General features: G+C 64.4%; 18 protein-coding genes, 1 pseudogene and 1 CRISPR repeat array. Of the genes and pseudogenes, 8 read left to right on the plus strand and 11 right to left on the minus strand.

Features of this window, described 5'->3' with window-relative positions:
* Positions 1–58 precede the first annotated feature (58 nt).
* A CRISPR array of direct repeats spans positions 59–490; the repeat unit is 36 nt; unit sequence GTTGCGGCTGGCCCTCGATCTCTAAGCGGCTACAAT.
* Between the two features lie 73 nt (positions 491–563).
* The 3 genes from cas2 to cas9 are packed head-to-tail and all read right to left on the minus strand — an operon-like array spanning position 564 to position 5084.
* Complete coding sequence (gene cas2 / locus MUB46_RS13735; RefSeq protein ID WP_261616504.1) at positions 564–908, minus strand: CRISPR-associated endonuclease Cas2; 345 nt, start codon at positions 906–908, stop codon at positions 564–566.
* A gap of 4 nt (positions 909–912) precedes the next feature.
* Positions 913–1815: a type II CRISPR-associated endonuclease Cas1 gene (gene cas1, locus MUB46_RS13740; protein ID WP_261616505.1), complete on the minus strand. Its 903-nt coding sequence runs from the start codon at positions 1813–1815 to the stop codon at positions 913–915.
* On the minus strand, positions 1812–5084 hold the full coding sequence (cas9, locus tag MUB46_RS13745) for a type II CRISPR RNA-guided endonuclease Cas9 (protein WP_261616506.1): 3273 nt from the start codon (positions 5082–5084) through the stop codon (positions 1812–1814). The genes cas1 and cas9 overlap by 4 nt, the downstream gene beginning before the upstream one ends.
* 374 nt (positions 5085–5458) lie before the next feature.
* Between cas9 and MUB46_RS13750 the strand changes: the two are divergent.
* Positions 5459–5665, plus strand: a pseudogene (locus MUB46_RS13750) (transposase); the annotation flags it as partial.
* Positions 5666–5777: 112 nt separating this feature from the next.
* Here MUB46_RS13750 and MUB46_RS24340 read toward each other — a convergent pair.
* The 4 genes from MUB46_RS24340 to proV form a co-directional block, all read right to left on the minus strand.
* The gene (locus MUB46_RS24340; protein WP_425256266.1) at positions 5778–5957 is read right to left on the minus strand and encodes a hypothetical protein; all 180 of its coding nucleotides are present in this window, start codon (positions 5955–5957) and stop codon (positions 5778–5780) included.
* 98 nt (positions 5958–6055) lie between these two features.
* Positions 6056–7237, minus strand: a complete 1182-nt coding sequence (gene proX / locus MUB46_RS13760; protein WP_261616507.1) for a glycine betaine/L-proline ABC transporter substrate-binding protein ProX — start codon at positions 7235–7237, stop codon at positions 6056–6058.
* Entirely contained in the window at positions 7192–8373 is a 1182-nt protein-coding gene (gene proW / locus MUB46_RS13765; RefSeq protein ID WP_261616508.1) for a glycine betaine/L-proline ABC transporter permease ProW, read from the minus strand. The genes proX and proW overlap by 46 nt, the downstream gene beginning before the upstream one ends.
* Positions 8366–9592 carry a glycine betaine/L-proline ABC transporter ATP-binding protein ProV gene (proV, locus tag MUB46_RS13770; RefSeq protein WP_261616509.1) on the minus strand — a complete coding sequence of 409 codons (1227 nt, stop codon included), beginning with the start codon at positions 9590–9592 and terminating at the stop codon, positions 8366–8368. The genes proW and proV overlap by 8 nt, the downstream gene beginning before the upstream one ends.
* Before the next feature lie 656 nt (positions 9593–10248).
* Between proV and MUB46_RS13775 the strand changes: the two genes are divergently transcribed.
* From MUB46_RS13775 to MUB46_RS13790, 4 genes are all read left to right on the plus strand, one after another.
* Positions 10249–11838, plus strand: a complete 1590-nt coding sequence (locus MUB46_RS13775) for a GMC family oxidoreductase (RefSeq protein WP_261616510.1) — start codon at positions 10249–10251, stop codon at positions 11836–11838.
* 9 nt (positions 11839–11847) lie between these two features.
* Positions 11848–13290 carry an amidase gene (locus tag MUB46_RS13780; RefSeq protein ID WP_261616511.1) on the plus strand — a complete coding sequence of 481 codons (1443 nt, stop codon included), beginning with the start codon at positions 11848–11850 and terminating at the stop codon, positions 13288–13290.
* A gap of 82 nt (positions 13291–13372) precedes the next feature.
* Complete coding sequence (locus tag MUB46_RS13785) at positions 13373–14404, plus strand: NAD-dependent epimerase/dehydratase family protein (RefSeq protein WP_261616512.1); 1032 nt, start codon at positions 13373–13375, stop codon at positions 14402–14404.
* Positions 14391–15215, plus strand: coding sequence for a GNAT family N-acetyltransferase (locus tag MUB46_RS13790; RefSeq protein ID WP_261616513.1), 825 nt, complete (start codon positions 14391–14393; stop codon positions 15213–15215). The genes MUB46_RS13785 and MUB46_RS13790 overlap by 14 nt, the downstream gene beginning before the upstream one ends.
* A gap of 54 nt (positions 15216–15269) precedes the next feature.
* On the opposite strand, the gene MUB46_RS13795 is transcribed toward MUB46_RS13790, so the two are convergent.
* From MUB46_RS13795 to MUB46_RS13810, 4 genes are read right to left on the minus strand one after another with little or no spacing between them, the layout of a single operon-like run.
* Positions 15270–16748, minus strand: a complete 1479-nt coding sequence (locus tag MUB46_RS13795; protein ID WP_261616514.1) for a sugar ABC transporter ATP-binding protein — start codon at positions 16746–16748, stop codon at positions 15270–15272.
* A 14-nt stretch (positions 16749–16762) separates the two neighbouring features.
* The gene (locus MUB46_RS13800) at positions 16763–17839 is read right to left on the minus strand and encodes a substrate-binding domain-containing protein (protein ID WP_261616515.1); all 1077 of its coding nucleotides are present in this window, start codon (positions 17837–17839) and stop codon (positions 16763–16765) included.
* 26 nt (positions 17840–17865) lie between these two features.
* Positions 17866–18852, minus strand: coding sequence for an ABC transporter permease (locus tag MUB46_RS13805; RefSeq protein ID WP_261616516.1), 987 nt, complete (start codon positions 18850–18852; stop codon positions 17866–17868).
* Entirely contained in the window at positions 18849–19802 is a 954-nt protein-coding gene (locus MUB46_RS13810; protein ID WP_261616517.1) for an ABC transporter permease, read from the minus strand. Before MUB46_RS13810 ends, MUB46_RS13805 begins: the two co-directional genes overlap by 4 nt.
* Before the next feature lie 265 nt (positions 19803–20067).
* Between MUB46_RS13810 and MUB46_RS13815 the strand changes: the two genes are divergently transcribed.
* The 3 genes from MUB46_RS13815 to MUB46_RS13825 all read left to right on the plus strand — a co-directional run bounded on the left by MUB46_RS13815 (position 20068) and on the right by MUB46_RS13825 (position 23651).
* On the plus strand, positions 20068–20781 hold the full coding sequence (locus MUB46_RS13815) for a TetR/AcrR family transcriptional regulator (RefSeq protein WP_261616518.1): 714 nt from the start codon (positions 20068–20070) through the stop codon (positions 20779–20781).
* 183 nt (positions 20782–20964) lie between these two features.
* A complete protein-coding gene (locus tag MUB46_RS13820; RefSeq protein ID WP_261616519.1) occupies positions 20965–21990 on the plus strand; it encodes a dihydrodipicolinate synthase family protein in 1026 nt (341 codons plus the stop codon).
* Between the two features lie 161 nt (positions 21991–22151).
* Entirely contained in the window at positions 22152–23651 is a 1500-nt protein-coding gene (locus tag MUB46_RS13825; RefSeq protein WP_261616520.1) for an aldehyde dehydrogenase family protein, read from the plus strand.
* Positions 23652–23653 lie beyond the last annotated feature (2 nt).

Raw genomic sequence — 23653 nt, forward strand, 5'->3', positions numbered from 1 at the left:
TGGCCCTCGATCTCTAAGCGGCTACAATCGCCTTCGCCTTGCCCCAGCTCACCTGCATGTTGCGGCTGGCCCTCGATCTCTAAGCGGCTACAATCTACGCTGGCGCTACTGCGAATATTGCGGCGTTGCGGCTGGCCCTCGATCTCTAAGCGGCTACAATACGAGACGACGGGCCTCGTCGGCCTCCAGCGTTGCGGCTGGCCCTCGATCTCTAAGCGGCTACAATCGCACCAGTCGGACATTCCCGTCCGTCCCGGTTGCGGCTGGCCCTCGATCTCTAAGCGGCTACAATAACCGTGCGTGTGCCGGTCGAGGGCGACGGGTTGCGGCTGGCCCTCGATCTCTAAGCGGCTACAATTAGGCGCTTGCGAACCGTGTTGATGCCTTTGTTGCGGCTGGCCCTCGATCTCTAAGCGGCTACAATGAGGCCTATGACCTCCTGAAAGCCCGCGCGGTTGCGGCTGGCCCTCGATCTCTAAGCGGCTACAATAGACCCTTGGACAAGCCCCTGATTTTCAGGGGCTTTTTCCTTGTGCAGAACAAGAAAAAGCCGCGCGTCGGCGTCAAAAGAGCGCGAGCTGATCCGGGTTTCCGGCGCTGCGTTCCCGTTTTCGTCCCGCGAAGATTCGTGCGTTTCCATACTGCTTGTCGGTTATCGCGACGATGTGGACCTTGCCCTTCCGCGGCAACGCGTCCCGTATGCGGGCGATGTGGGTTTCGGCCGCCTCCTTGCTTTCGGCAAAGCGAAGATAGACCGAAAACTGCGCCATCTCGAAGCCCCGGTCGAGCAGGAATTTCCGGAACCTGGCCGCCGCCTTGCGCTCGGCGGCGGTGCCGACGGGAAGATCGAACATCACATAGAGCCACATCATCCGGTACCCGCTCAATGCCGGTCGCCGGGCGGTCATCGGATCATCCCTCCAGGGGCAATGTCCGCCGCGGCAGATCGAGCTTGCGCGCCGTGCCGGCAAAGCAGCGCGCCGCCGACAAAGCGAGGCGCTCCAGACATGCTGCGACCGGGCTGACCCCGTCGCCCGAGCTCATGTCCGTGATCAGTATCCGCGCAAGCTCGGGCTTCGTCTCCCTGTCCACCTCCGTCGCGCCGCCGGAAACAACATCGTGTACCAGCAGATCGGCGACTGGCCGAAACGGTTCCATGAGATCGTCCGCCAGGGCAAAGGCGTTGCCGCGCTGGCGATGGGCAAGGCCAAGGCTGGGATGGAGCCCCGCCGCCATGATGGCGCGCGCGGTGCCCGCCCGCAGCACCGTATAGGCGTAGTTCAGCATCGCATTGACGCCGCCCCCGGCGCGCTCCCGCCGGAAGTCCTCACCGAACAGGAGCGGCCAATAGCGGCGGGCCGCCTGCGCCTCGACATTGTCGGGGTCGCCGGACCTGACCTTGCGCGCGAGAAGGGCGAAGCCTTCATGCGGCGCGCCGACAGACTCGAGGGTCGCGCCTTGGCTTTCGATCTTGGCGCTGACGACCTGCGCCCAAAGACGTTTCTTGAGGGGTAGAGGGGCGGCGGCCTGCTCGCTCATGCGGCCGGCCTGGTCGTGGTGCCCGTCGGCCGCCCACAAGACCGCCGCCGGCCGATGATTGGCACCGCAAACGACCAACGGCGCGCCCCGCTCGGCGAGCGCCACGAGCAGGGTGTTGGAATAGGTGATGGCGTGGGCGCTGGCAACGACGGCCGCGATGTCGTCCAGCGGCACCCGGCCAATCTCCGCGCCGTCCGCGCTGACGGTCAGGAAACCGCGCGACTTCGCTAGATGGCGGCCGTCCTCGGCGATTTCCACCACGCGGCCGGCCATCATCGGTTCTCCGCAGCCGGCGCGACGCGTCCGATCGGGTCGACCCGCACGCGGCGGGCCCCGCCGGCCCTGAGGCGTGCGTACGTGCCGAATATCCAGCGAAGCGGATCGTCCGGATCGTTGTGGCGAACGTCGATGGCGCCCGCCTCGTTGTGCAGGGCGAGCCGGACCCGCTTGGCGGACGGCTCGAGCCGATAGACGCGGGCGATCTGGCGTCCGTTTCCGAAGTCGGCCTCGATCAGGTCGCCATTGTGGACCCGCATGACGAGGCGGGCGGCCGGGTGACGCCTGCGCCATTCCGGCGCGAAGCCCGGCTGGTTGGCGTCGAAAACGGTGACACCTTCCCCGGCCCATTCCCCGTCCGGCAACGCGTATATCTCGATGCGGTGGTTGTCGCCGGGGGAATAGGCCTTGGTGAAGCCGTCGCCATGACGGACGACCCGAACCGACTTCTCGGTCTTCAGGATCCGGACACGGCGGATGCCGCGTGTCTCGCCGAACGCGGCGAGGGCGTCACCCAGCCTGGCTCCCGATTGCTCGGCCTCGTATGCGACCTGCTGCAGGTCGGCGCGCAGGTCCTTGTCGCGGACGCGGTCGATCTCGCCCCGGGTCAGGGCGCCGATCGGTTTCCGGGTGACGAGATTGTAGGTCTTTCCGTCTATCTCCTCGTCGACCAGGCCATAGGCCGTTTCCTCGTGAAGCTGGCCAGAGGTGACGTGAACGTTGTCGCGGTCACCGGGCGCGAGGCCGTGATCGGGCTTGTGGCTGACCACGATCGTCGCCAGACGGGCGGCCAGATCGTCGCGGTAGCCCTCGTAGGGCTTCGGGAAACTGTCCTTGGGAAAGAGATGATCGAGGTCCAGGTCCTCGGCGCGGCCGGATGCGCGCGCGATGCGCTGCAGCAGGCCGCGATCGGTGCAGGCCAGAACGAACGCGTCGATCGCGTGGTGGCGATGGTCCTTGCGGTTCTTCGGATGGTTGGCATCGACATAGTTGTGATCCGGCAGCAGGCTGTTGAAGCCCCATTTGGCCCGCAGCATGGCGGTGAGGCGGCCGGGCGGCGCCCAGACCTGATCGCAAACCTGCTCCAGATAGGTCTTGGCGAGCCGGGCCATATGCTGCGTGTCGGTCAGCTGCCGGGCGATGAAGCCGCCCTCGGCATCGAAACGGGACATCGCATCGGGCTGGAACCGCCAGGCCTTTTTGCCAAACAGCCGTTCGGCGCGCTCGACGATCTCCTGCAACGCATCGCCCGACCAGACGTCGGCGGGAGGGCGGTTGCCTTTCTCGCGATTGGCCCGGCGGGTGCAGAGCACCTTGTTCATGAAACCGTCGTCCAGCGTCTTCGAGTACGGCAGGATGTGGTCGATATCGACGGAGCCGTCGAACAGCATTTCCCTGGAGATCGGCGTGCCGCTGTAGACGCAGACGCGTTCGTCGGCGGGCAGTTCCTCATAGAGCCGCAGAAGAAGCCGATTGCCGTGGGTGTCGGCGTATCCCAATGCCTCCAGCTCCGCACGACGACGATCGTTCGCCTTCTCGTTCTCTCGGTTCTCCCGCTGGATGTCGTCCCTGCGCTTCTTGTTCAACTTTAACTCGCGCGCCAGCTCGACAACGATCTCGGCCGGCGGGCCGTGAACGGCGATCAGCGCGTTGACGAGCTTGCGAAGCTGGTTAAGCCCGATGTGGACGGTTGGATTGGGCACCCGGCCAATGCCCTCCTGACTGCCCTCCGGCGCGTCGGGCTTTGAGATGACATGGCGGACCAGCGCCTCGCCGTAGTAGGGCAGTCGGGCAGCTTTTTCGCCGGGACGCAGGTCGGAGTGGTGAAGACCGATCTCCCGGACGGCTTCGTCATAGGTCAACGGGCGGAGGTAGACCTCGCCGGTCGCGGGATCATGTGTTTCGGCCCCCTTTTCCTCCATCGCGTGGACGAGGTCCGCCAGCACCGAGCGGCCGAACTGGCCGTGCCCCTGGGGCAGGCGGGTTCCGGAAATCGCCTCGGCGGTCTCCGCGTTCAGGCCGAACGTGCCGACGAGCCAGTCCTCGAGTTGGCCTTCGTCCTCCATGGCCAGCAGCCGCTCGACGACTTCGGCCTGGCGATCGCGCGGCAAACTTCTCCAGGTCTTGCCGAAGGCCTTTTTCGCAGCGAGCCTGGCGGCCGTCTGGTCGGGCTGGAAGCCCTTGCGGCCGGCCAGTTCGTAGTTGAACCGGGCGTCATCGGGCAGCCTTGCCTTTTTTCTCAGCTTGTCGAAGTCGACCATGCTGCCGCTGTTCGCCATCAGCTGCGCGGCGATGGCATCGCGCTCCTGCATGGTCAGGTGCCGCTCCCGCTGGCCCGCGCGCGAAACCCGCAACTGCCCGACGTCCTGCAGGATCCGGAACCGCTGGAACAGGGGATGGGCCTTCGGTGCCCGCTCGCCCAGGTCGATCTCGAACCCGAAGGGGGCGATGACGGTCGGCTCCGGCCGCAGGGTGCAGCGACCGACGACCGGTTTCTTCAGCGGGCGCTGCCCGACGATGATCCGCTTCAGCCGCGCGAGAAGGTCGTCAGTCAACTGGGGATGATGAGGCTCTTGTGCCGCCCAGATACGGTCGAGTTCGAGCTCGATCATGTCGCGGGACGGGTAGAAGTCGTAGAGGACCTTCGTCCCCTCCGCATGGGGTCTGAACCGGACAGCGTCCGGGGTCGCAAAACCGTCTCCGTCGCCCAGCCGGTTGCCGTGCTTGTCGCGCCGGTGTCGGCGCGCCAACAGCTCGCCCAGGGTGCGCGCGCCGCTGTCGGCCAGGGCGGTCTCGAGGGCACGGATTCCGGTCTTCGTCGCGCCCTTTTCGCGGTCGTCGGAATTGGCGATGCGGTTGGACTTGAAACCGCGACGTTGGTTCAGGTGGAAGATCGCCCGGCCGAGTTCGTGCGGCTCGAGCGGCTGATCGAGCGCGGCGGCGCGCAACCAGTAAGGATCGAGCGTCTCGAGGGCCTTCCGCTCGCGCGTGTCCGCGGGCATCAGTCCGGCATCGACGAGCGTCCTCATCAAGCGCTTTTGTCGCCTCAGGAAGCGGTCCCGCCTGCGACGCATGGCGCGCGCGGCACGCCGGTCGCCGGCCAGGGAGGCCTTTGACTGGGGGTCTCGTCCGGCTTCCTCGTTCGGGGTGAGGATACGGACCCCCGCGTCGAGCACGCCGCACGGCTTGCCGCCGGCATCCAGCCGGAGCGCGCACCAGCCGATCGAGTTGGTCCCGAGGTCAAGGCCGAGGCGATACGGGATGGTCATTTCGGTCGCCCCCTTTCGCAAGCTGGTTCGCTGGCAATTGCGAGCGACGGCCCTCAGGACACGCCGAAACGATGTCCGATGGTATCGCAAACAGCGTCTCGCTTACTCAATTAGCGGTTGTCGAAATCCGATTGTCAAACCGGCGCGGACGTGCAGAATGACCTAGGGTGACTTAAGCTAGCCGCTTAGAGATCGAGGGCCACCCGTTAACAAGCACTCTGAAGTGCACAAAATTCTCGTCTTAGAGAATGCGCGGCGGGCTCCGGCCCGCCGTTTGCGTTTACGGATCAGTACAGCGCCGGGTCATCGGCCGAGTGACCTTGAACCGCCCCGGGTTTGTCGCAGGCTTCAACGCCTAGGAAGGTGGAGCCATCATCTGCAAGACGACGAACACGTTCTCCCCGGAAGTGCGCCAGCGTGCGGTGCGCCCGGTTTTGGATCACGAGCATGTAGATCCCTCTCGGTGGGCCGCGATCATGTCGATCGCGTCCAGGATCGGCTGCGCGGGCCAGACGCTGAACGCGTGGGTGAGGAAGGTCTCGTCGATGTCGCGCATCAGTGCGAGGTTCTCCGGGCTCCCGCCGGCCGGCTGGCCGTAGAATGAGGCCCGTGAGATCGAGACCAGTTTGCACTGGCCGCGGGTTGAGAGCCGTTTGTGATCGGGATCAATCGTCATTTTCCTCCGATCCAGGTTCAGCGATCGAAGGCTTTGGCCAGAAAATCGCGCTCGACGACGAGTTGGCCAATCTCGGCGTTGAGAACGTGCCCAGCTAGCACATTCGTCGGACCGTCGAGCAGACCATCCTTCGCAAGGACCTCGCCAGGGGCGCGCTCAAAACGGTTGGTCCGAAATGCCTCGTACTCAATGGCCACGCGATGAGTCTTCTCTCCATCATCATGGCCTCAAGCAGGAAATTCCGGACAGGTGCTTGGAACCGCGCCGGTGTCGGCGCGGTTCCGGTTGGTATCATTCAATTGGCTGCGGCGCGCGCCTCTTCCAGCCAGGCGTTCCACTGATCCTTGTGGCCCGCGATCCAGGCGTCCGCGTGCCGTTCGATGTCGGCCTCGCCGTCCTGGCCATCACGCATCAGGAGATTCTGGGCGCTAATGTCGTTGGCCGATATTTCCATGATCTCGAACAGCTTCGCCGCAGCGGGGTTGGCCTCGGCGAACTCACGGTTCGCGGCGATGCGCTGGTCGTTGGCCTGGAAGCCGTAGTTCGTTCCGTCGGCAAGCGCGGTGTCGACGTCGGTGCGTTCGCCCGGCAGCGAGGAAAACGGGACTTCGATCCAGGTCACATCCTTGCCGGGGACGAGAACGCCCGACACCCAGTATGGGGTCCAGGTGTAGTAGAGGATCGGTTCGCCGTTTTTGTAGCGTGTGATCGTGTCTGCGATAATGGCCGAGTAAGAGCCTTGGTTGTGGGTAACGGTGTCGCGCAGTTCGAACGCATCGAGCTGATGCTCGATGACCTGCTCGCAGCCCCACCCGGGCGTGCAACCGGTAAGGTCGGCCTTGCCGTCACCATCATTGTCGAAAAGCTTGGCGATCTCCGGGTCCTTGAGTTGACCAAGGTTGGTGATGCCGTGCTCGTCAGCTGTCTTCTTGTCGATCAGGTAGCCCTGCAACGCGCCCGGGGAGTAGACACCTTCGCGGTAGATCTTTCCCTTCCCACCGGCTTCCTCGAAGAAGTCTGTGTGCAAGGGGTCCCAATGGTCGGCAAGGAAGGTGCCGTCGCCATTGGCAATCGCGACGTGGGCCGCAGCGTACTCGAGTTCCTTGATGTCCTGGACATCGTACCCGAGTTCTTCCAGCGCCTTCATGACCAGCAGAGTCTGGAAAGTCTCCTCGGCGATAGAGGACTTGAGCGGGATCACCGTAACCCCGTCGCCGGGCTGCTCCTGTGCAACCGCTGCGCCCGAAACGACGAGGGCGGCAAGGCCGACACTCGCAGCGAGGCGGCGCAGTGTCTTGCCGTGACTCGAATGTTGCATATCGTAATTCTCCCAGTGGTTGGTTTCCGGGCGGCCGCGGCATGGCGCGCGCCCGGTCATCACGTGTGGCGAAATCCAGTAGGCTTCGCTGCACGAGAACTGATTAGGCAGGTTCAGGCTTTCTCTACTTTCGCCTGCCGGCGACCGGCGCTGTTCCATGTCGTGTACCGGCGTACCAGACCGACAGGACCCGTTTCGTACCAGGCGACGTTGCCGCGATCGCGCTTGGAGACACCGAGCGCTTGCGTCATGCGGTCGAGGATAATCGCGAGCATCACGATGCCCAGCCCTCCGACCGTGGCTAGCCCCATGTCGAGCCGCCCGATGCCCCGCAGCACCATCTGGCCGAGGCCGCCCACGGCAATCATCGAGGCAATGACCACCATTGAAAGTGCCAGCATCAAGGTCTGGTTCACACCGGCCATGATGGTCGGCATCGCGATCGGTAGCTGCACTTTGAAAAGGAGCTGCCGGTCGGACGCGCCGAAGCTTCGGGCCGCCTCGATCAGGTCACCGGGAACCTGCCGGATTGCGAGATTTGTCAGACGGATGAGTGGCGGCAGCGCGAATATGATCGTCACGACAACGCCTGGCACATTGCCGATGCCAAATAGCATCACGATCGGCACGAGATAAACGAAGGCGGGCGTCGTTTGCATCGCGTCGAGCACTGGACGCACGAAACGCGCGGCGCGGTCGTTTCGCGCAAGCCAGATGCCGACCGGCAGGCCTATGATCGCGCAGAAGATTACAGCCGTGATGACGAGCGCGAGTGTCACCATCGCTTCTTCCCACGCGCCGATCAGGCCGACAAAGATGAGCGACAATACGGCACCGATGCCAAGCCGGCGGCCTGCCGCCTGCCAGGCCAGCAGTCCAATCAGCGCAAGCATGATAATTGCCGGAGTACCGAGGAGCGCAGCCTCTATTGTCGTGAGAACGCTATCGATCGGCCAGCGGATCGCCTGAAAGACCGGGCGAAAATTCGCCACCACCCAGTCGAGAAGCCACTCCACCCAATCCTCGAGTGGAATTATCGTGTGATCGAATGGATGTAGGACGTCGAAACTCTTTTCCTCGGGCGGTGCGGCCTGGGTGAGCCAATCGGCGCCGGCAGGCGCCTCTCCGCCGGTTTCCGCCCCGCCGGCTCCGCCCCACGGATTTGCCGCGCCGTCGGACGCGGTCCCTTCCGCACCGCTAGGTCCCGATCCACTCGCCCACGGGTTCGACTCTTGAGCGACGATGATCGGGGCGTTGGCGATCGACTCGGCTTGGTGAGAAGTGACCTCAACCATACTCGGTACCTTCTCTGTTCAGCGCCTCCAGCAAAAGGCTACGCGAAACGACGCCGTGATATCGACCCTCGGCGTCTACTACAGGCAAGCCGCACGGGGCTTGAGCAACGGCGGTAATGATCTCGCCGATTTTGGAATCCGCCGGCAGCGGCTCGATGCCCGGCAGAAATGCGCGGTGCAATTCAGGGCTGTTGCTCTTCAATTCGGATTCGAGCGAGGCGGCGGAAACGATTCCGTGGAAGTGCTGCCTCTTGTCGATCACGTAGGCGAAGTCGCGATCGGCACTGGCGATGCGCTTTATCGCGCCACGCAGATTGGCGTCGCGATCGAAGACGGTGACCTGTTTCTTGACGGCAATGTCACCGGCCGTCAGCACATTCGATACGTTCACGCCGCGAAAAAAGGACCGCACATAGTCGTTCGCAGGATTGCTCAGGATATCGTCGGGTCTTCCAACCTGAACGACCTTCCCACCCTCCATGATCGCGATCCGATCGCCGATGCGCATCGCTTCGTCCAGATCGTGGGAGATGAAGATCACGGTCCGCTTGTGCTCCTCCTGCAAGGTTAGAAGCTCGTCCTGCATCTCGGTTCGGATTAGCGGGTCGAGTGCGGAGAACGCTTCATCCATCAAGAGTATCGAGGGGTCGTTGGCGAGAGCCCGGGCAAGGCCGACACGCTGTTGCATCCCGCCCGAAAGCTCGTTGGGATAGCTGTTCTCGTTGGCGGCGAGACCTACCTGATCGAGCGCAGCACGCGCCCGGTCTTCGCGTTGCGCCTGTGGAACGCCGGCAAGTTCGAGTCCGAAGGCCGTATTCTGCAGCACAGTCATATGCGGCATCAGCGCAAAGGATTGGAACACCATCGCAATGTGGCTGCGCCGGAACTCGTTCAGCTCTTTCTCCGACATCGCAGCAATATCACTGCCGTTGACCATGATTTCGCCGGCCGAGGGCGTGATGAGCCGATTGAGCATGCGCACCAGAGTCGATTTTCCGGACCCGGAAAGTCCCATGACAACGAAAATCTCACCTTCGCGAACCGAAAAACTCGCGTCGGTGACACCCATTGCCATCCCGGTCTTTTCGAAGATCTCGTCTTTCGAGAGGCCGCTCCGGTAGAGCTCTATGGCGCGTTTGGGGTCGTCGCCAAATACCTTGAAAAGATTATTGACGCTTAGTGCGTCGTTTTGCTCTTGTTGAGCCTCTGTATTGTTCACGCCGAACACTACCTCATTGCTGCGCCAAAATTATTTTGCCGCAGCGCTACCGTCGCCAAGACGGCCGCATTTCATCTCTGCGGGGGTGGGAAGGTGTGGGAGGTCTAACACCGGTCACGGCTTCAATGCAACTCTCCCCGAGTTGCGAGTGCGGATCGGCGCCAATCACCAGCAATCTGTCCGCCGGCGCACAGACCGAGACGCCGGGCTCCGAGCGCTTCATAGGTGCCATCCTCGACTGCCCGACACACCGCGTTCAATTCCTTGAGATGAATGGTGGGCGATTCGGATTGCGCAGGAGCCGCGCTACCTTCAATCCGTGCGTTGTGTCAGGTGGATGGCGATATCTCGCGAACCGGCAATTCCGGCGTGACCTCGGCCGGCAGCGCGGGCGCCGTTCGAGCAGCCCTGATGGCGATTGGCCCGGATTGCGACAGGCCGTGTCTTTCGTGCGCTCTCGGCAAGTGACCGTCCGCTGCGGATCAATCGGACGGGGCCCCGTCACGATTGTTAAAACCAACCGGTTGGTTGACAGTCAATCCTCGTCGCCGATACACTTTCGACGACGCCAGTTTTCCGCATTGCGTGGCCGGCGTCGAAACGGTTCGGCCACGGCCGGCCGAAGCATAACAGGCGAGGAAGCGAAGAGCACTGCAATGGCCGGCTTTGACACGATTATCGTTGGAGGGGGGGCTGCCGGCTGTGTGCTGGCGAACCGTTTGAGCGCGGACGAGAACCGGAAGGTCTTGCTGCTCGAGGCGGGCCCCGACGGAATGCCGGTCGCGGCGCGGATGCCCGGCGCCTGGATCAGTCTCATCGACACCGAATATGACTGGAAGTACCACACGGTCCCCCAGGCGAACTGTCTTGGCCGGCGCATCGCCTGGCCGCGCGGCAAGTTGCTCGGTGGTTCGGGCTCGACCAACGCGCTGGTCTACATGCGGGGAACGCCGTCGGACTATGATCGCTGGCGCTCCAAGGGCTGCGAGGGCTGGGGCTGGGACGACGTGGTGCCCTGGTTCCGGAAGTCGGAGAACAATCCCCGCCTTGCCGAGTCTCCGGTCCACGGCAGTTCCGGCGAGCTTCCGGTGGTCGACGTGCCCGACCACGATCCCGCCGAGGAACTCTGGGTCGAGGCCGCGCAGGAATACGGACTGCCGTACAACCCGGATTTCAACAGCGGCGACCAGTATGGCTGCGGCTTCTTCCAGGTGTTCATGAAGGACGGGGAGCGTGACGGTCCGGCGACCGCCTTTCTCGATCCTGTCCGCGCCAGGCCCAATCTCACCGTCGTGACGTCGGCCTTCGTCACGCGCCTCCTCGTCGAGAACGGACGGGTGCGCGGCGTCGAGTATCTCCGCAACGGAAAGCCGGAGACCGCGATGGCCGATGCCGAGGTCGTTCTCGCCGGCGGCACCATCAACACGCCGCATCTGATGATGCTGTCCGGGATCGGACCGGCCGACCACCTGACGGAGCACGGCATCGCGGTCGTCCATGACCTGCCGGGCGTCGGGCAGTCGATGCAGGATCACCTCAATTGCGTCGTCACCTTCGTCACGAACGAGAAGTTCGGAATCGGCGGCATGACGGCGGCCGAATTCGAGCAGGCGACCGCCGAGTGGAGCGACAGCCGCACCGGGCCGATGGCAAATCCCTGGTCGACAAGCGGCGGGCACGCCAACTCGCGGCCGGGCCTCGCCGAACCGGACCTGCAGATCTACGGGATCGCTACACCCCATCGGGACCATGCCCGCTACATGTCGACAGTGCCTGGCCTGTCGATGTTCAACGTGCTGCAGCGTCCGAAGAGCTCCGGCACGCTGACGCTGCGCTCCGCCGATCCGCTGATGCACCCGGCGATCGACCCGAATTACCTGTCCGATCCGGACGGCGAGGACATGCGCTCCCTCGTTGGCGGCGTCGAGTTGAGCCGCGGCATTGCCGCGACCAAGACCCTGGCGCCGTTGAGGCTGCGCGAGGCTTTCCCCTCCGGTGAAGCGAAGACGAAAGAGGAAATCGCGCAGTTCGTGCGCGCCCAGTGCCAATCGATCTACCATCCCACGAGCACCTGCCGCATGGGGACGGACGACATGGCGGTTACGGACCCGGCGACGTTGAAGGTGCGCGGCCTGGACGGGCTGCGTATCTGCGATGCCTCCGTGTTTCCCGACGTTGTGGCTAGCAACATCATGGCCACCGTACTCATGGTCGCCGAACGTGGCGCGGACTTCATCCAGCAATAGGGGCGACGCATGACGAACATCACCGAGAGTCTCGTACGCGAGTACGTCGAAGCCGACGGGCTGGCGCTGGGCGAAATGGTCAGGAATGGCGATGTGTCGCCGGATGAGCTTGTCGAGGCGGCGATCGTCACCATCGAGAAGCTCAATCCCGAGCTCAATGCCGTGATCCACAAGCTCTACGATATGGGACGCGACGCGGCGACGTCGGTCGATCGGGACGCGCCGTTCGCCGGCGTGCCCTACCTGCTCAAGGAACTGGCGACCGCCTGGAAGGGTGCGCCCAACACCAACTCGTCCGCCTACCTGAAGGACGTGGTGGCCGACGCCGACGCCGAGGTGGTGACGCGGATCAAGAAGGCCGGGTTCGTGCTCGTCGGCAAGTCGAACGCGCCGGAAAACGGCTGGTCGATATCGACCGAACCGACGCTGTACGGCCCGACCGTCAATCCGTGGCGCGCCGATGTCACGGCCGGCGGATCGAGTGGTGGATCGTGCGCCGCCGTGGCGTCGCACATGGTGCCGATTGCCGAGTCCAGTGATGCCGCCGGATCGATCCGCGTGCCGGCCTCCTGCTGTGGCGTGCTCGGCCTCAAGCCGTCGCGCGGCCGCGTCACGATGGCGCCGCAGGCCGACGTCTGGCACGGCGGGGCGTACTTCCTGTGCAATTCGCGTACGGTCCGCGATACCGCGGCCTATCTCGATGCCGTGGCCGGTTTCCTCCCGGGCGATCCCTATACGCCGCCGGTGCCGGAGAGCAGCTGGCTCGACCTGTCGGTTAGGACACCGAAGGCGCTCAGGATCGGATACTCGGTGACGCCGCCTGACGGGCGTCCGATCGATCCCGAGGTCAAGGCGGTGGTGCTCAATACCGTGCGTGTCCTCGAAGGCATGGGCCACATCGTCGAGGAGCACGACATGCCCCTCGACGCGGACGAGGCCTGGAAGACCTATACCGACATGAGCTGCGTGCAGACCGCGGCCATCTTCGAGTGGCTTTCGGCGGTAGTCGGCCGACCGGTGACCAAGGATGACGTGGAGCCGATAACCTGGGCGGTTATCGAGCGCGGCCAGGCAACGAGCGGGATCCGTCACATCTCGGATGTCGAGGCGGTGCGTCAGATCGGCCGTCAGATAACCGCCGATCTGGTGGACTACGACGTCTTCCTGACGCCGTCGCTGACTCAGCTGCCCCGGCCCGTCGGCTACTACGACATGTCCGCGACCGATCTCGACGCCTACAACGCCAAGTGGTCCGACGCCGTCTTCCAGTTCCCGTTCAACATGTCGGGACAGCCGGCGATGTCGCTGCCGCTCGGCCAGTCGAAATCGGGTCTGCCGATCGGCGTCCAGGCGGTCGGCCGCTATGGCGACGAGGCGACCGTTCTGGCGCTGGCCACCGTTCTCGAGCAGGCCATGCCATGGGCCGGCCGGCGTCCGCCGGTCTGCGCTTAAGGGTTATCGCGGATTTCACAGAGGCGTTGCCGGCTGCCTTTGCGGCGGCGCGTCGACGGTTGTTACGGAGACTGATGAGAAAATGACCATGCCGAGTTTGCCCAGCGGTTTCGCAGATGAGGCCTCTCTCGACGACTTCATGTCGACTCCGACCCCGGAGCTGATCGAGGACCTCGCCAAGCTCGAGGGTGACATCCTCATCCTTGGCGCCGGCGGCAAGATGGGGCCGACGGTCGCGCGCATGGCCAAGCGCGCCGCTCCGAACAAGAGGGTCGTCGCCGTCGCCCGGTTCTCCTCCCCGGGCCTGATGGACGAACTCGCCGGTTACGGCGTCGAGCCGGTCGTTTGCGACCTGCTCGATCGTGAGGCCGTCCAGGCGCTTCCGAAGCTGGAGAACGTGATCTTCATGGCCGGCTTCAAGTTCGGCGCCGACAGTGACCCGGGCATGACCTGGGCGATGAACGTCCAGGTCCCGACCTTCGTCGCTGAAGCCTTTCCCGGTTCGCGCATCGTCGTTTTCTCGACGGGCTGCGTTTACCCGTTCGCCAACGTGAAGGAGGGGGGCAGCACCGAGGAGGTCGTGCCCAATCCGCCCGGTGAATATGCCATCACCTGTCTCGGCCGCGAACGCATGTTCGAGTACTTCTCCGGGCTGAACGGCACGCCTTGCCTGATCTACCGCCTGAACTACGCGATCGATCTGCGTTATGGCGTTATCCACGACATCGCCCAGAAGATCCGCAACGGCGAGCCGATCGACGTCTCGATGGGGCATGTCAATCTGATCTGGCAGGGCGATGCCTGCGCGCAGGCGCTGCGCTGCCTGCTGCACTGCCAGTCGCCGGCGGTGCCGCTCAACGTCAGCGGCCCCGAGATCATCTCCGTGCGCTGGCTCGCCCAGGAACTGGGGCGGCGCATGGGCAAGGAGCCCACATTCGTCGGCGAGGAATCGGACTTTTCGTGGGTCACCAACACCGCCCGCGCAGTCCAGCTCTTCGGCTATCCGCATGTGTCGCTGATGTCGATGCTGGACTGGGTGGCCGACTGGGTCGCCTCCGATCGTCGCAGCCTGGGCAAGCCGACCAAGTACGAGGTGCGCAGTGGCGCTTACTGACGGTCTCCGCGAGATCGTCCTGTCGGCGGACGACATGGTCGGCGCCCTGGCACTCTCCGACGAGGCCGGTTGGAACCAGACCGCGGACGACTGGCGGATCTTCATGGAAAGTGGCGAGGCCTACGGCGTGCGTGCCGGCGATCGCCTTGTGGCCTCAGCCGCCGTCCTGCCGTTCGATGGTGGCATCGGCTGGATTTCCATGGTGCTCGTGACGGCCGACTGGCGCCGCCGAGGCCTGGCCTCGCACCTGATGAACCGGTGCATTGCCGCTCTGAGGGCGCGGGGCGCCGCGTCCCTGCTCGATGCCACGCCGGAGGGCGCGCATGTCTACGGTCAGCTCGGCTTCGCGACGCAGTGCGCCATGGTGCGCTGGCGCGGGCAGGGGCAGGGCAAGGGCGGCGCGATGCCGGTGACGCCCCGGCTGCGGCAACGGCTTCTCGAGCGCGACCGCGATGTTTTCGGCGGCGACCGCGGGATCCTGCTTGAATCCTTCATGGACCGCGACGGATCGTTCGTCGTGAGCTCCGACGACGATTTCGCGATCGTGCGTCGCGGCCGCAAGGCGATGCAGATCGGTCCTCTGGTCGCCGGCAGCGCGGACGCCGGAAAGGCGCTCCTGGAGCAGGCGATCGCAATCGCCGAGGGACCGGTAATCGTCGATCTGCTCGATGCCGGATCGGCGCTCGCCCCGGTTCTGGAGGCGCACGGCTTCGAGGCGTTCCGGACCTTCGAGCGCATGATACTCGACCGCGACGCGCTTCCCGGGCAGCCGTCGGCGCTGATGGTCGCGATCGGACCCGAATTCGGCTGAAGGCCGCAGGATCCCGCCGCGGCCGACCGCGGCGCCGAGCGGCGTGCGCACTTTCTAAGCGGCTTCGGTGCCCGTCGCGGCGGCGACCAGCGCATGCTCGCTCAAACCATCGTTATCCATCATCGCCTGCACTTCGCCGTGGCGCACGATGGCGATACGATGGCTGAGTGCCAGCACCTCGCCCAGTTCGGATGAGATCACGATAATGGCGACGCCGTCGCCGGCCAGATCGCGAAGCAGCTGGTAGATATCCTCGCGGGCCGCGACATCGACGCCGCGCGTCGGCTCGTCGCAGATCAGGACCTTGGGTTTCGCCAGCAGCGCGCGTGAAAACAGCACCTTCTGCTGATTGCCGCCGCTGAGCGAGGCGATGGACACGTCGAGCGACCCTGCCACGAGGCGCAACCGTTTCAGGATCGCGGCTGCGTCCTTCCGCTCGCGCCGCAGCGAGAGAATGCCGGCCGACGAATACCGATCGAGGGCGGCCGCCGTGGCGTTCGTCGGAATGGAAAGGGGCCCGAAGATGCCGTCGGTCTTGCGATCTTCGGTCAGGTAGACGAGCCCCGCCTTCAAAACGGCGGCCGCGTCATCGGGAAGCGGCGCGCCATTCATTTCGGCGGTGAAGCCGGTACGCGGCAAAAGCCCCGCCAGGCGACGCGCGATCGAGGTGCGGCCGGCACCGACGAGCCCGGCCAGACCGAGGATCTCGCCCTCGCGGAGGTCGATGTCGCTGCCATCGCCCGTCAGCCCGCGCATGGAGAGGACGACCTTGCCGCCTTCCTTGGGTTCGGGCGGTGAAAGGGGAGCCAGCACTTCGTGCCCCGTCATCAGCTCGACGAGCTGTTTCTGGTCGAGATCGGCTTTGTCGCGTGTCGCCACGTGCCGACCGTCGCGCATGACGCTGACCGTGTCGGCGATCTCGAAGATTTCCTCGAGACGGTGCGAGATGTAGAGAACCAGCAGGCCACGCGCCTTGAGCGTGCGGATGACGTTGAAGAGTTTAGCCTGTTCGGAAATGGAGAGGACCGCGGTCGGCTCGTCGAGTATCAGAACCCGGGCGTCGCTGGCCAGCGCCCTGGCGAGTTCGACAAGCTGGCTGTCCGCGACCCCGAGGCGGCCGACGACGGCGTCCGGATCGAGGTCGATATCGTAGCGCGCGAGCAGCGCCTTCGCCTCATGCGAAGCGCGTGCGCGATCTACGATGCCGAACGACTTGCGGAACTCGTGGCCGAGGAAAATGTTGTCGGCGACCGTCAGTTCGGCGATCGAGCTGAACTCCTGATAGACGATCGAGATGCCGGCGCTGCGCGCGTCGGCGGGCGAGGAAAACTCGACCGGCACGCCGTCCAGCAGGACGTCTCCCGACGTCGCTGGAATCGTGCCGGACAGGATGTTCATGAGGGTCGACTTGCCGGCGCCGTTGGCGCCGCAGACGGCGTGCACTTCGCCGGCCTCGGCGGAGAAATCAACGCCATCGAGGGCGAGGACACCGGGAAACCGCCGGGTCAGTGCACGCGTCTGCAGCAAGGCCATGACCGATCTATCCCTTATTGCGGCAGGAATTCAGCCGGCAGGTCGGTCTTGAACCAGTCGTCGGGCTTGTCCGACTCATGGAGCTTGGATGCCTCTTCCGGCGACAGATAACGGGTCGGAACGACCGCGGCCGTCGTCGTCGGAGCGCCCGTCAGGATGGATACCGCCTGTTTTACGGCGGCACGACCGACATCCAGGCCGCTCGTCACCGATCCCCACTTGCCTTCCTTGGCGACCAGCTTGACCCAGCCGTTGTAGTCGTCGCCGGGAGACAGGGTCAGCTCCTCGAGACGGCCGGCTTCGTCGAACGCCTCGTAGATGCCCATGGACATCTGGCCGGCCGGGGAGAAGGCGCCGTCGATTTCGGGGAACCGCTGCAGCAGGTTCTCCGTGAGCTGCTTCGCCTTGGCGCGGTCCCAGTCACCGTATTCCGCGCTGAGCAGTTCGATGTCCGGATAGTCCTTCAGCTTTTCCTCGAGCACGGCGAGCTGAACGACGGCGGCCGACGAGCCGGCGATCGGCAGCATCGCGAAGATCTTGCCCTTGCCGTCGAGCGACTCGATGAAGTTGTCGACCACTTGCTCGGTATAGCCCCACTGGTTGACATAGGCGTTCGAGGTGACAGCGGGGTCACGCATGAAGTTGTAGCCGATGTTGATGGTCACGACGCCCTGGTCGTGGGCCTTCTTCAGGGCCGGAAGGATCGCCTTCTCGTCCACCGGCCAGAACAGGATCGCGTCGACGCCGCTGGTCAGCAGGTCTTCGATATCGGCAGCCTGCTTGGTCGGATTGAAGCCCGCGTCGGTGATCTTGAGTTCGGTGATCTCGGGATGAAGCGACGCCTCGTGCTTGATCATCTGGGCCGTGAAGTTGATCCACGCATTGCTCAGATAGCCGGCCGAAATACCGATCTTCAGGTCGCCGTCCTTCTTGTAGGGGGCGGTGTCCAGCGGCTCGTTGGCCCAGGACATGATCTGGTCGTAGGTCGACTTCTTGGTGAGGTCGAGCTCCTGTGCCATCGCCGGGATCGTCAGCGTGGCGGCGACGAGCATGACCGCTAACGTCGCCAGTCGTCTTGATAGGCTTCTCATGTGCAGTACTCCCTGTTGAATCTTGTTTATTCGTCTATGCGTCCACCGCCGCGCCGGCCGATCCAGGAATGGGCGGCAGACGCTGCGATGATGATCAGTCCCTTGATCGTCAGCTGGGCGGCGAAGGGGAGGCCGGCCATATTGGCCAGGTTCAGCGCAATGAAGAGGACGAGGACCCCGGCGAAGGTGCTGCCGACGCCGCCGCGGCCGCCGGCGAAGGTCGTGCCGCCGAGGATCACGGCCGCCAGCACGTCGAACTCCATGCCCATGCCCGGATTGGTGCCCGACACCCCCGTGCGCGCCAGCAGGGCGATGCCGCCAAGCGCCGCGAACAGGCCCGAAATGCAGTAGGCGATCACGGTCGTGCGATTGGCGGGAATGCCGGCGAGTCGTGCCGCCTCGGGATTGGCGCCGACCAGATACACGTTGCGGCCGAAACGGGTTCTCGACTGTATGAAAATCCCGATCAGCACGGCGACGATGAAGCAGATCACCAGCACCGGCAGGACGTTGCCGATGCGCCCGTTCAGCGCTTCGCGAAAGCCCGGCGAGGTGACGCCTCGTGCCGTGCCGCCGGTGCCCATCTGAACGAGGCCGTAGACCACGATCGACATGCCGAGCGTCAGGATGAAGGAGGAGACGCGTCCGTAGGTGATGAGTAGGCCGTTCGCCAGGCCGACGGCCGCGCCGGCCGCGCAGGTGGCGACGAGTGCGATCCAGAGGTTCTCGGCCTTGCCGTCCATGACCAGGGCGCAGACAACGGCGCTCATCGACACGGTCGCGCCAACCGACAGGTCGACACCGCGCATCAGCATGACGAAGGTGACGCCGATGGCGGTAATGCCGATCGGGGTCGCCTGGCGCAGGAGGTTCCCCAGGTAGTTCAGTTTGAAGAACGCGTCCGAGACCATGCCGGCCGCGACGAGCAGTGTGATTAGGACGATCCAGACCGCCGCCTTGTCGAGGGAGGGCAGGCTGGCCGCCAGCGGGCTGCGTTCGGCTTTCGCGTTCATCCGGCGCTCGTTGCCCATCGTGGGCGATCCGACAGGATGGCCAGGATGACGATGACACCCTTGATCAGGATCTGCGTGAATGCCGGGACCTGATAGAGGTTCAGAAGGTTGTTGATCGTTCCCAGAAAGAGAACGGCGCAGACGATGGCAATCACGTTGACCCGTCCCCCCTTGAGTGGCGTGCCGCCGAGCACCACGGCGACGATGGCGTCGAGCTCGAGGCCGCTGCCGGCGTTGGGAAAGCCGGTGCCGAGCCGGCCGGTGAGCACCAGTGCGGCGATCGCGGCGCACAAGCCGGAAATCGCGTAGGCGGCGCGCGTAAGGCCGCGGATGCTCAGACCAGCTTTTCTGGATGATGACGCGTTATTGCCCATCGCTAGCAGGTGCCAGCCGAAGACGGAGCGCTGCAGCGCGTAGAACGCGACGACGGCCACGATCAGGACCAGCAGGGTGGACGCGGGAATGCCCAGCACGCGGCCGTGGGCAAGGAAGTCGATCGCGGGAATCGTGGTGCCGACGCTGCGATCGGTTAGCATGAAAATACAGCCCTGCAGCACGCTGAGCGTGCCGAACGTCAGGATTAGCGGCGGCATCTTGAGGCGATTGATCAGTTCGCCGTTGATCAGTCCAATCGCCGCGCCGAACACGAGGCATCCGCCAATGACGGCGGCGCCCCAGCCCGGGAAGGCCTCGAACGACATGGCGGCGATGACCGTGACCAGGCCGACGAGCTGGCCCACCGACAGATCGATCAGTCCGCCGGCGATGACGAAGGCCTGACCGATCGCCAGGAAGGCTAGCGTGGCCGACTGCTCGAGGATGTTCATGACGTTGTCGGGGGTGCGGAACTGCTGGTTGGTCAGCGTCCCGAAGGAGATCGCGGCTAGGAGCGCCCAGACAATCGGCGGCAGCGTGTAGTATACAGAGGCGGCGAGTCGTATCGGTTGCATTGTCCGCGGTCGCGTAAGTAACTATATGGTTGGTTATCACGGGCGACGTTTGCCGGTCAACAAGCGATGGCCATCGCCATGGCCTTAGCGGACCGGCGTTCGACGTCGCGGTGGTCCGGCGGGGCCGATTGGCGGCGGGCAAGCAAGCACAGGGGGGCGAACGCGTGCCCGTCAGGGTCAAGCGTTCGCGTTTCGGCATCCCGCGCCGTGATTGAGTTGGCGCGTGAGGCAACGATAGTCTGGTGCAATCAGGAATGGGTCTGAGATGAGCGAAGACACGAGCCGTGAGGCGGTGAAACGACGTGTCAGCAAGGCGGCTGCTGTGCGCCGGCCGAGGCAGGCAAAGAAGGCGCGGCCGTCAAGGCCGCGCGATGCCGCTGCCACCCGAGCGGCCTTGCTGTCCACGGCCATCAGCGAATTCGCGGAAAAGGGCTTCGCGGGCGCCCGCGTCGACGAAATCGCCAACCAGGCGGGCGTCAACAAGCAGCTGCTCTATCACCATTTCGGCAACAAGGACGACCTCTACCGGATCGCGCTCGAAACGGTCTACTCGGAAATCCGCGAGAAGGAGCGGGCACTCGACCTCGGCAACCTGACGCCGGTCGAGGCGATGCGTACCCTTGTCGGCTATTCCTTCGACTACCTGGCCGAGCATCCCGAGTTCATAAAGCTGGTCAGCGACGAGAACGCGCAGGGGGCCCCGCACGCGGCGCAATCCAAGGAGCTGACCGAGATGCACTGGCCCCTCGTCGAGCTGCTGCGCGAGACATTGGTGCGTGGCGCCAAGGCCGGCGTCTTCCGCGACGACATGGATCCCGTCAACGTCTACATCTCGATTGCCGGCATCTCCTATTTCTACTTTTCCAACAATCCCACCCTGTCCGCCATTTTCGGCAAGACGCTGAATGCGCCTGAGGCGATTGCGCTTCGGCGCAAGCACGTCATCGAGTTCGCGCTGGCCGCATTGCGAAAAAACTAACTAGTTGGTTGACAATTTTTCCGCCGTCATTTCCAATGTCTGTCGACAGATGGCGTCACGACAGGCGTGTCGTCCGTGGCCCGGCACGATGCCGCCGTCGGCGGCTGGTTTCGGTGCGGGCGCGGACGCTGAAAATAGGGGCGGAATATGGGATTGCATCGTTCGGATCTGCCGGTAGACGTGATGAGCGCGCTGAGCGCGGGAACGGTCATTCCCGCGCATCCGCTGGCGCTTGATTCCGGGCGCAAGCTGGATCCGCGCCGTCAGCGCGCGCTGACCCGGTATTACGTCGACGCCGGCGCCGGTGGCCTGGCGGTCGGCGTGCACACGACCCAGTTCGAGATCCGCGAAGCCGGGCTCTACGAGCCGGTTCTGTCGCTTGCCATGGAGACGGCCCGCGACTGGACGGAGCGCCCGCTCGTCATGGTCGCCGGGCTCGCCGGCAAGACCGCCCAGGCCGTCGCGGAAGCGCGCCTCGCCGCGAGCCTTGGCTATCATGCTGGCCTGCTCAGCCTGGCGGCGATGAAAGGGTTGTCTGCCGACGAACTGATAGAGCATTGCCGGCAGGTGGCGCAGGAGATTCCGCTCATCGGATTCTATCTCCAGCCGGCGGTGGGCGGATTGCCGCTCAACGCGGATTTCTGGCGCCGGTTCTCCGAGATCGACAATGTCGTGGCGATCAAGGTCGCGCCGTTCAATCGATATTCGACGCTCGAAGTCCTGCGCGGCGTGGTAGATGCCGGTGCCGAGGACCGCGTCATCCTCTACACCGGGAACGACGACCATATTCTCCTCGATCTCGCGTTGCCGTTTGCCATCCGGCGCGGGGATGACGACGTCATCATGCGGTTCCGCGGCGGACTGCTCGGCCACTGGTCGGTGTGGACGAAGTCGGCGGTCGATCTGCACGCCCGCATCAGGTCGGCTGTCGCCTCTGGGGTGCTGGACTCCGATCTGCTGGCGCTCGACGCCCGCGTCACCGATTGCAATTCGGCGTTCTTCGACGTCGCCAACAACTTCAAGGGCTGTATTGCCGGCTGCCATGAAGTGCTGCGCCGGCAGGGGCTGCTCGAGGGCATCTGGTGTCTCGACCCAGAAGAGACCCTGGGCGCCGGGCAGGACGCGGAGATCGACCGCGTATACCGGCTGCACAAGGATCTTTCCGACGATGATTTCGTCGCCGCCAATCTGGATCGCTGGCTGGCCTGAAGCCAGCGCGTATTCCGGCCGGACATGGCATCCAGTCATTACCAAATAACTGGTTGGTTGATTAATCCGGAAGCTTGCAATACCATTTTTCCCAGGACGGTGCCGATCGACGCTGTCGCGCGCGCAACGATGCTGCAGGCCTAACCCAAAGGTAGATAGAAATGGATCTTTCCAACGTTCCGTCCCTGATTAGTCCGGTCGTCTCCGAGTTCCTTTCGCGACGACACAAGCACTACATCGGTGGCGAATGGGTCGACTCGGTTTCCGGCAAGACGACCACCGTGGAGGATCCGGCCACCGGGCTGACCTTGGCGACGGTCGCCGAGGGGGATGCAGCCGATGTCGATCTTGCGGTTGCCGCTGCGCGCAAGGCTTTCGAGAGCGGTCCCTGGCCGTCCATGAGCCCCATCGAGCGCGGCAAGCTGATCACGCGTCTTGCCATGCGGATCGAGGAACTGGCCGACGAGTTGGCGGAAATCGAGGCGATCGACGGCGGCAAGCCGCTCGCCTTTGCCCGCCATGGCGACATGAGCCAAGTCTACACGACCTATCACTACATGGCCGGCTGGGCGAGCAAGCTGAACGGCGAGCAGATCCAGGTGACCGGCGGTGGCGACGTGCTGGCCTATACGCTGCGGCAGCCGGTCGGCGTAGCGGGTCTGATCCTGCCATGGAACTTCCCGCAGGTTCTGCTGTCCTACAAGCTGGCGCCTGCGCTCGCCACCGGCTGTACGGTGGTCATCAAGCCGGCCGAGCAGACGCCGCTGTCGAGCATCCGCCTTGCCGAGATCATCGAGGAGGTCGGTTTCCCGCCCGGCGTCGTCAACGTCGTCACGGGCTTCGGTGATACGGCCGGCGCGGCGATCGCGGCCCATCCCGATGTGGACAAGATCGCGTTCACCGGGTCGACCGAGATCGGCAAGATCGTCGCCCGCGCCGCGACCGGGACCATGAAGCGGATCACGCTCGAACTTGGCGGCAAGTCGCCGGTCATCGTCTTTCCCGACGCGGACATGGAAAAGACCATTCCCGGGATCGCGGGCGCCGGTTTCTATCACCAGGGGCAGGTTTGCACCGCTGGTACGCGCATCTACGTCCACAAGTCGGTCCACGACAGGCTTCTCGAGGGGCTGGCGGAGCAGGGCGCTGGGTGGAAAGCCGGCCATCCGCTGCAGCCCGGCACGACACTCGGTCCGCTGATCTCCGACGAGCAGCTTCAGCGGGTCTCGTACTACATCGACGAAGGACGCAAGTCGGGCGCCAGCGTGGTGTCCGGCGGCAAGCGGATCGGCAATGCCGGCTACTTCGTGGAGCCGACGATCCTCGCCAATACCGATCACACGATGTCGGTTGTCCGGGAAGAGATCTTCGGACCGGTCATCTGCGCGATGTCGTTCGATGACGACGATCTCGATCAGATCGCCAGGTCCGCCAACGACACGCCCTACGGGCTGGCCGCGTCGATCTGGACCAGCAACCTGAGCGTCGCCCACAAGATGGCCAGCCGCATCAAGGCGGGCAACGTGTGGATCAACTCCCACAGCGCTTTCGACTCGGCACTGCCGTTCGGCGGCGCCAAGCAGTCCGGCCAGGGACGCGAATGCGGGTTCGAGGCCATCAGGGCCTACGCCGAACTCAAGTCGGTGAGCGCTGCGCTTTAGGC

It is taken from the genome of Microbaculum marinisediminis (assembly GCF_025397915.1).
GTDB classification, from domain to species: Bacteria; Pseudomonadota; Alphaproteobacteria; order Rhizobiales; family Tepidamorphaceae; genus Microbaculum; species Microbaculum marinisediminis.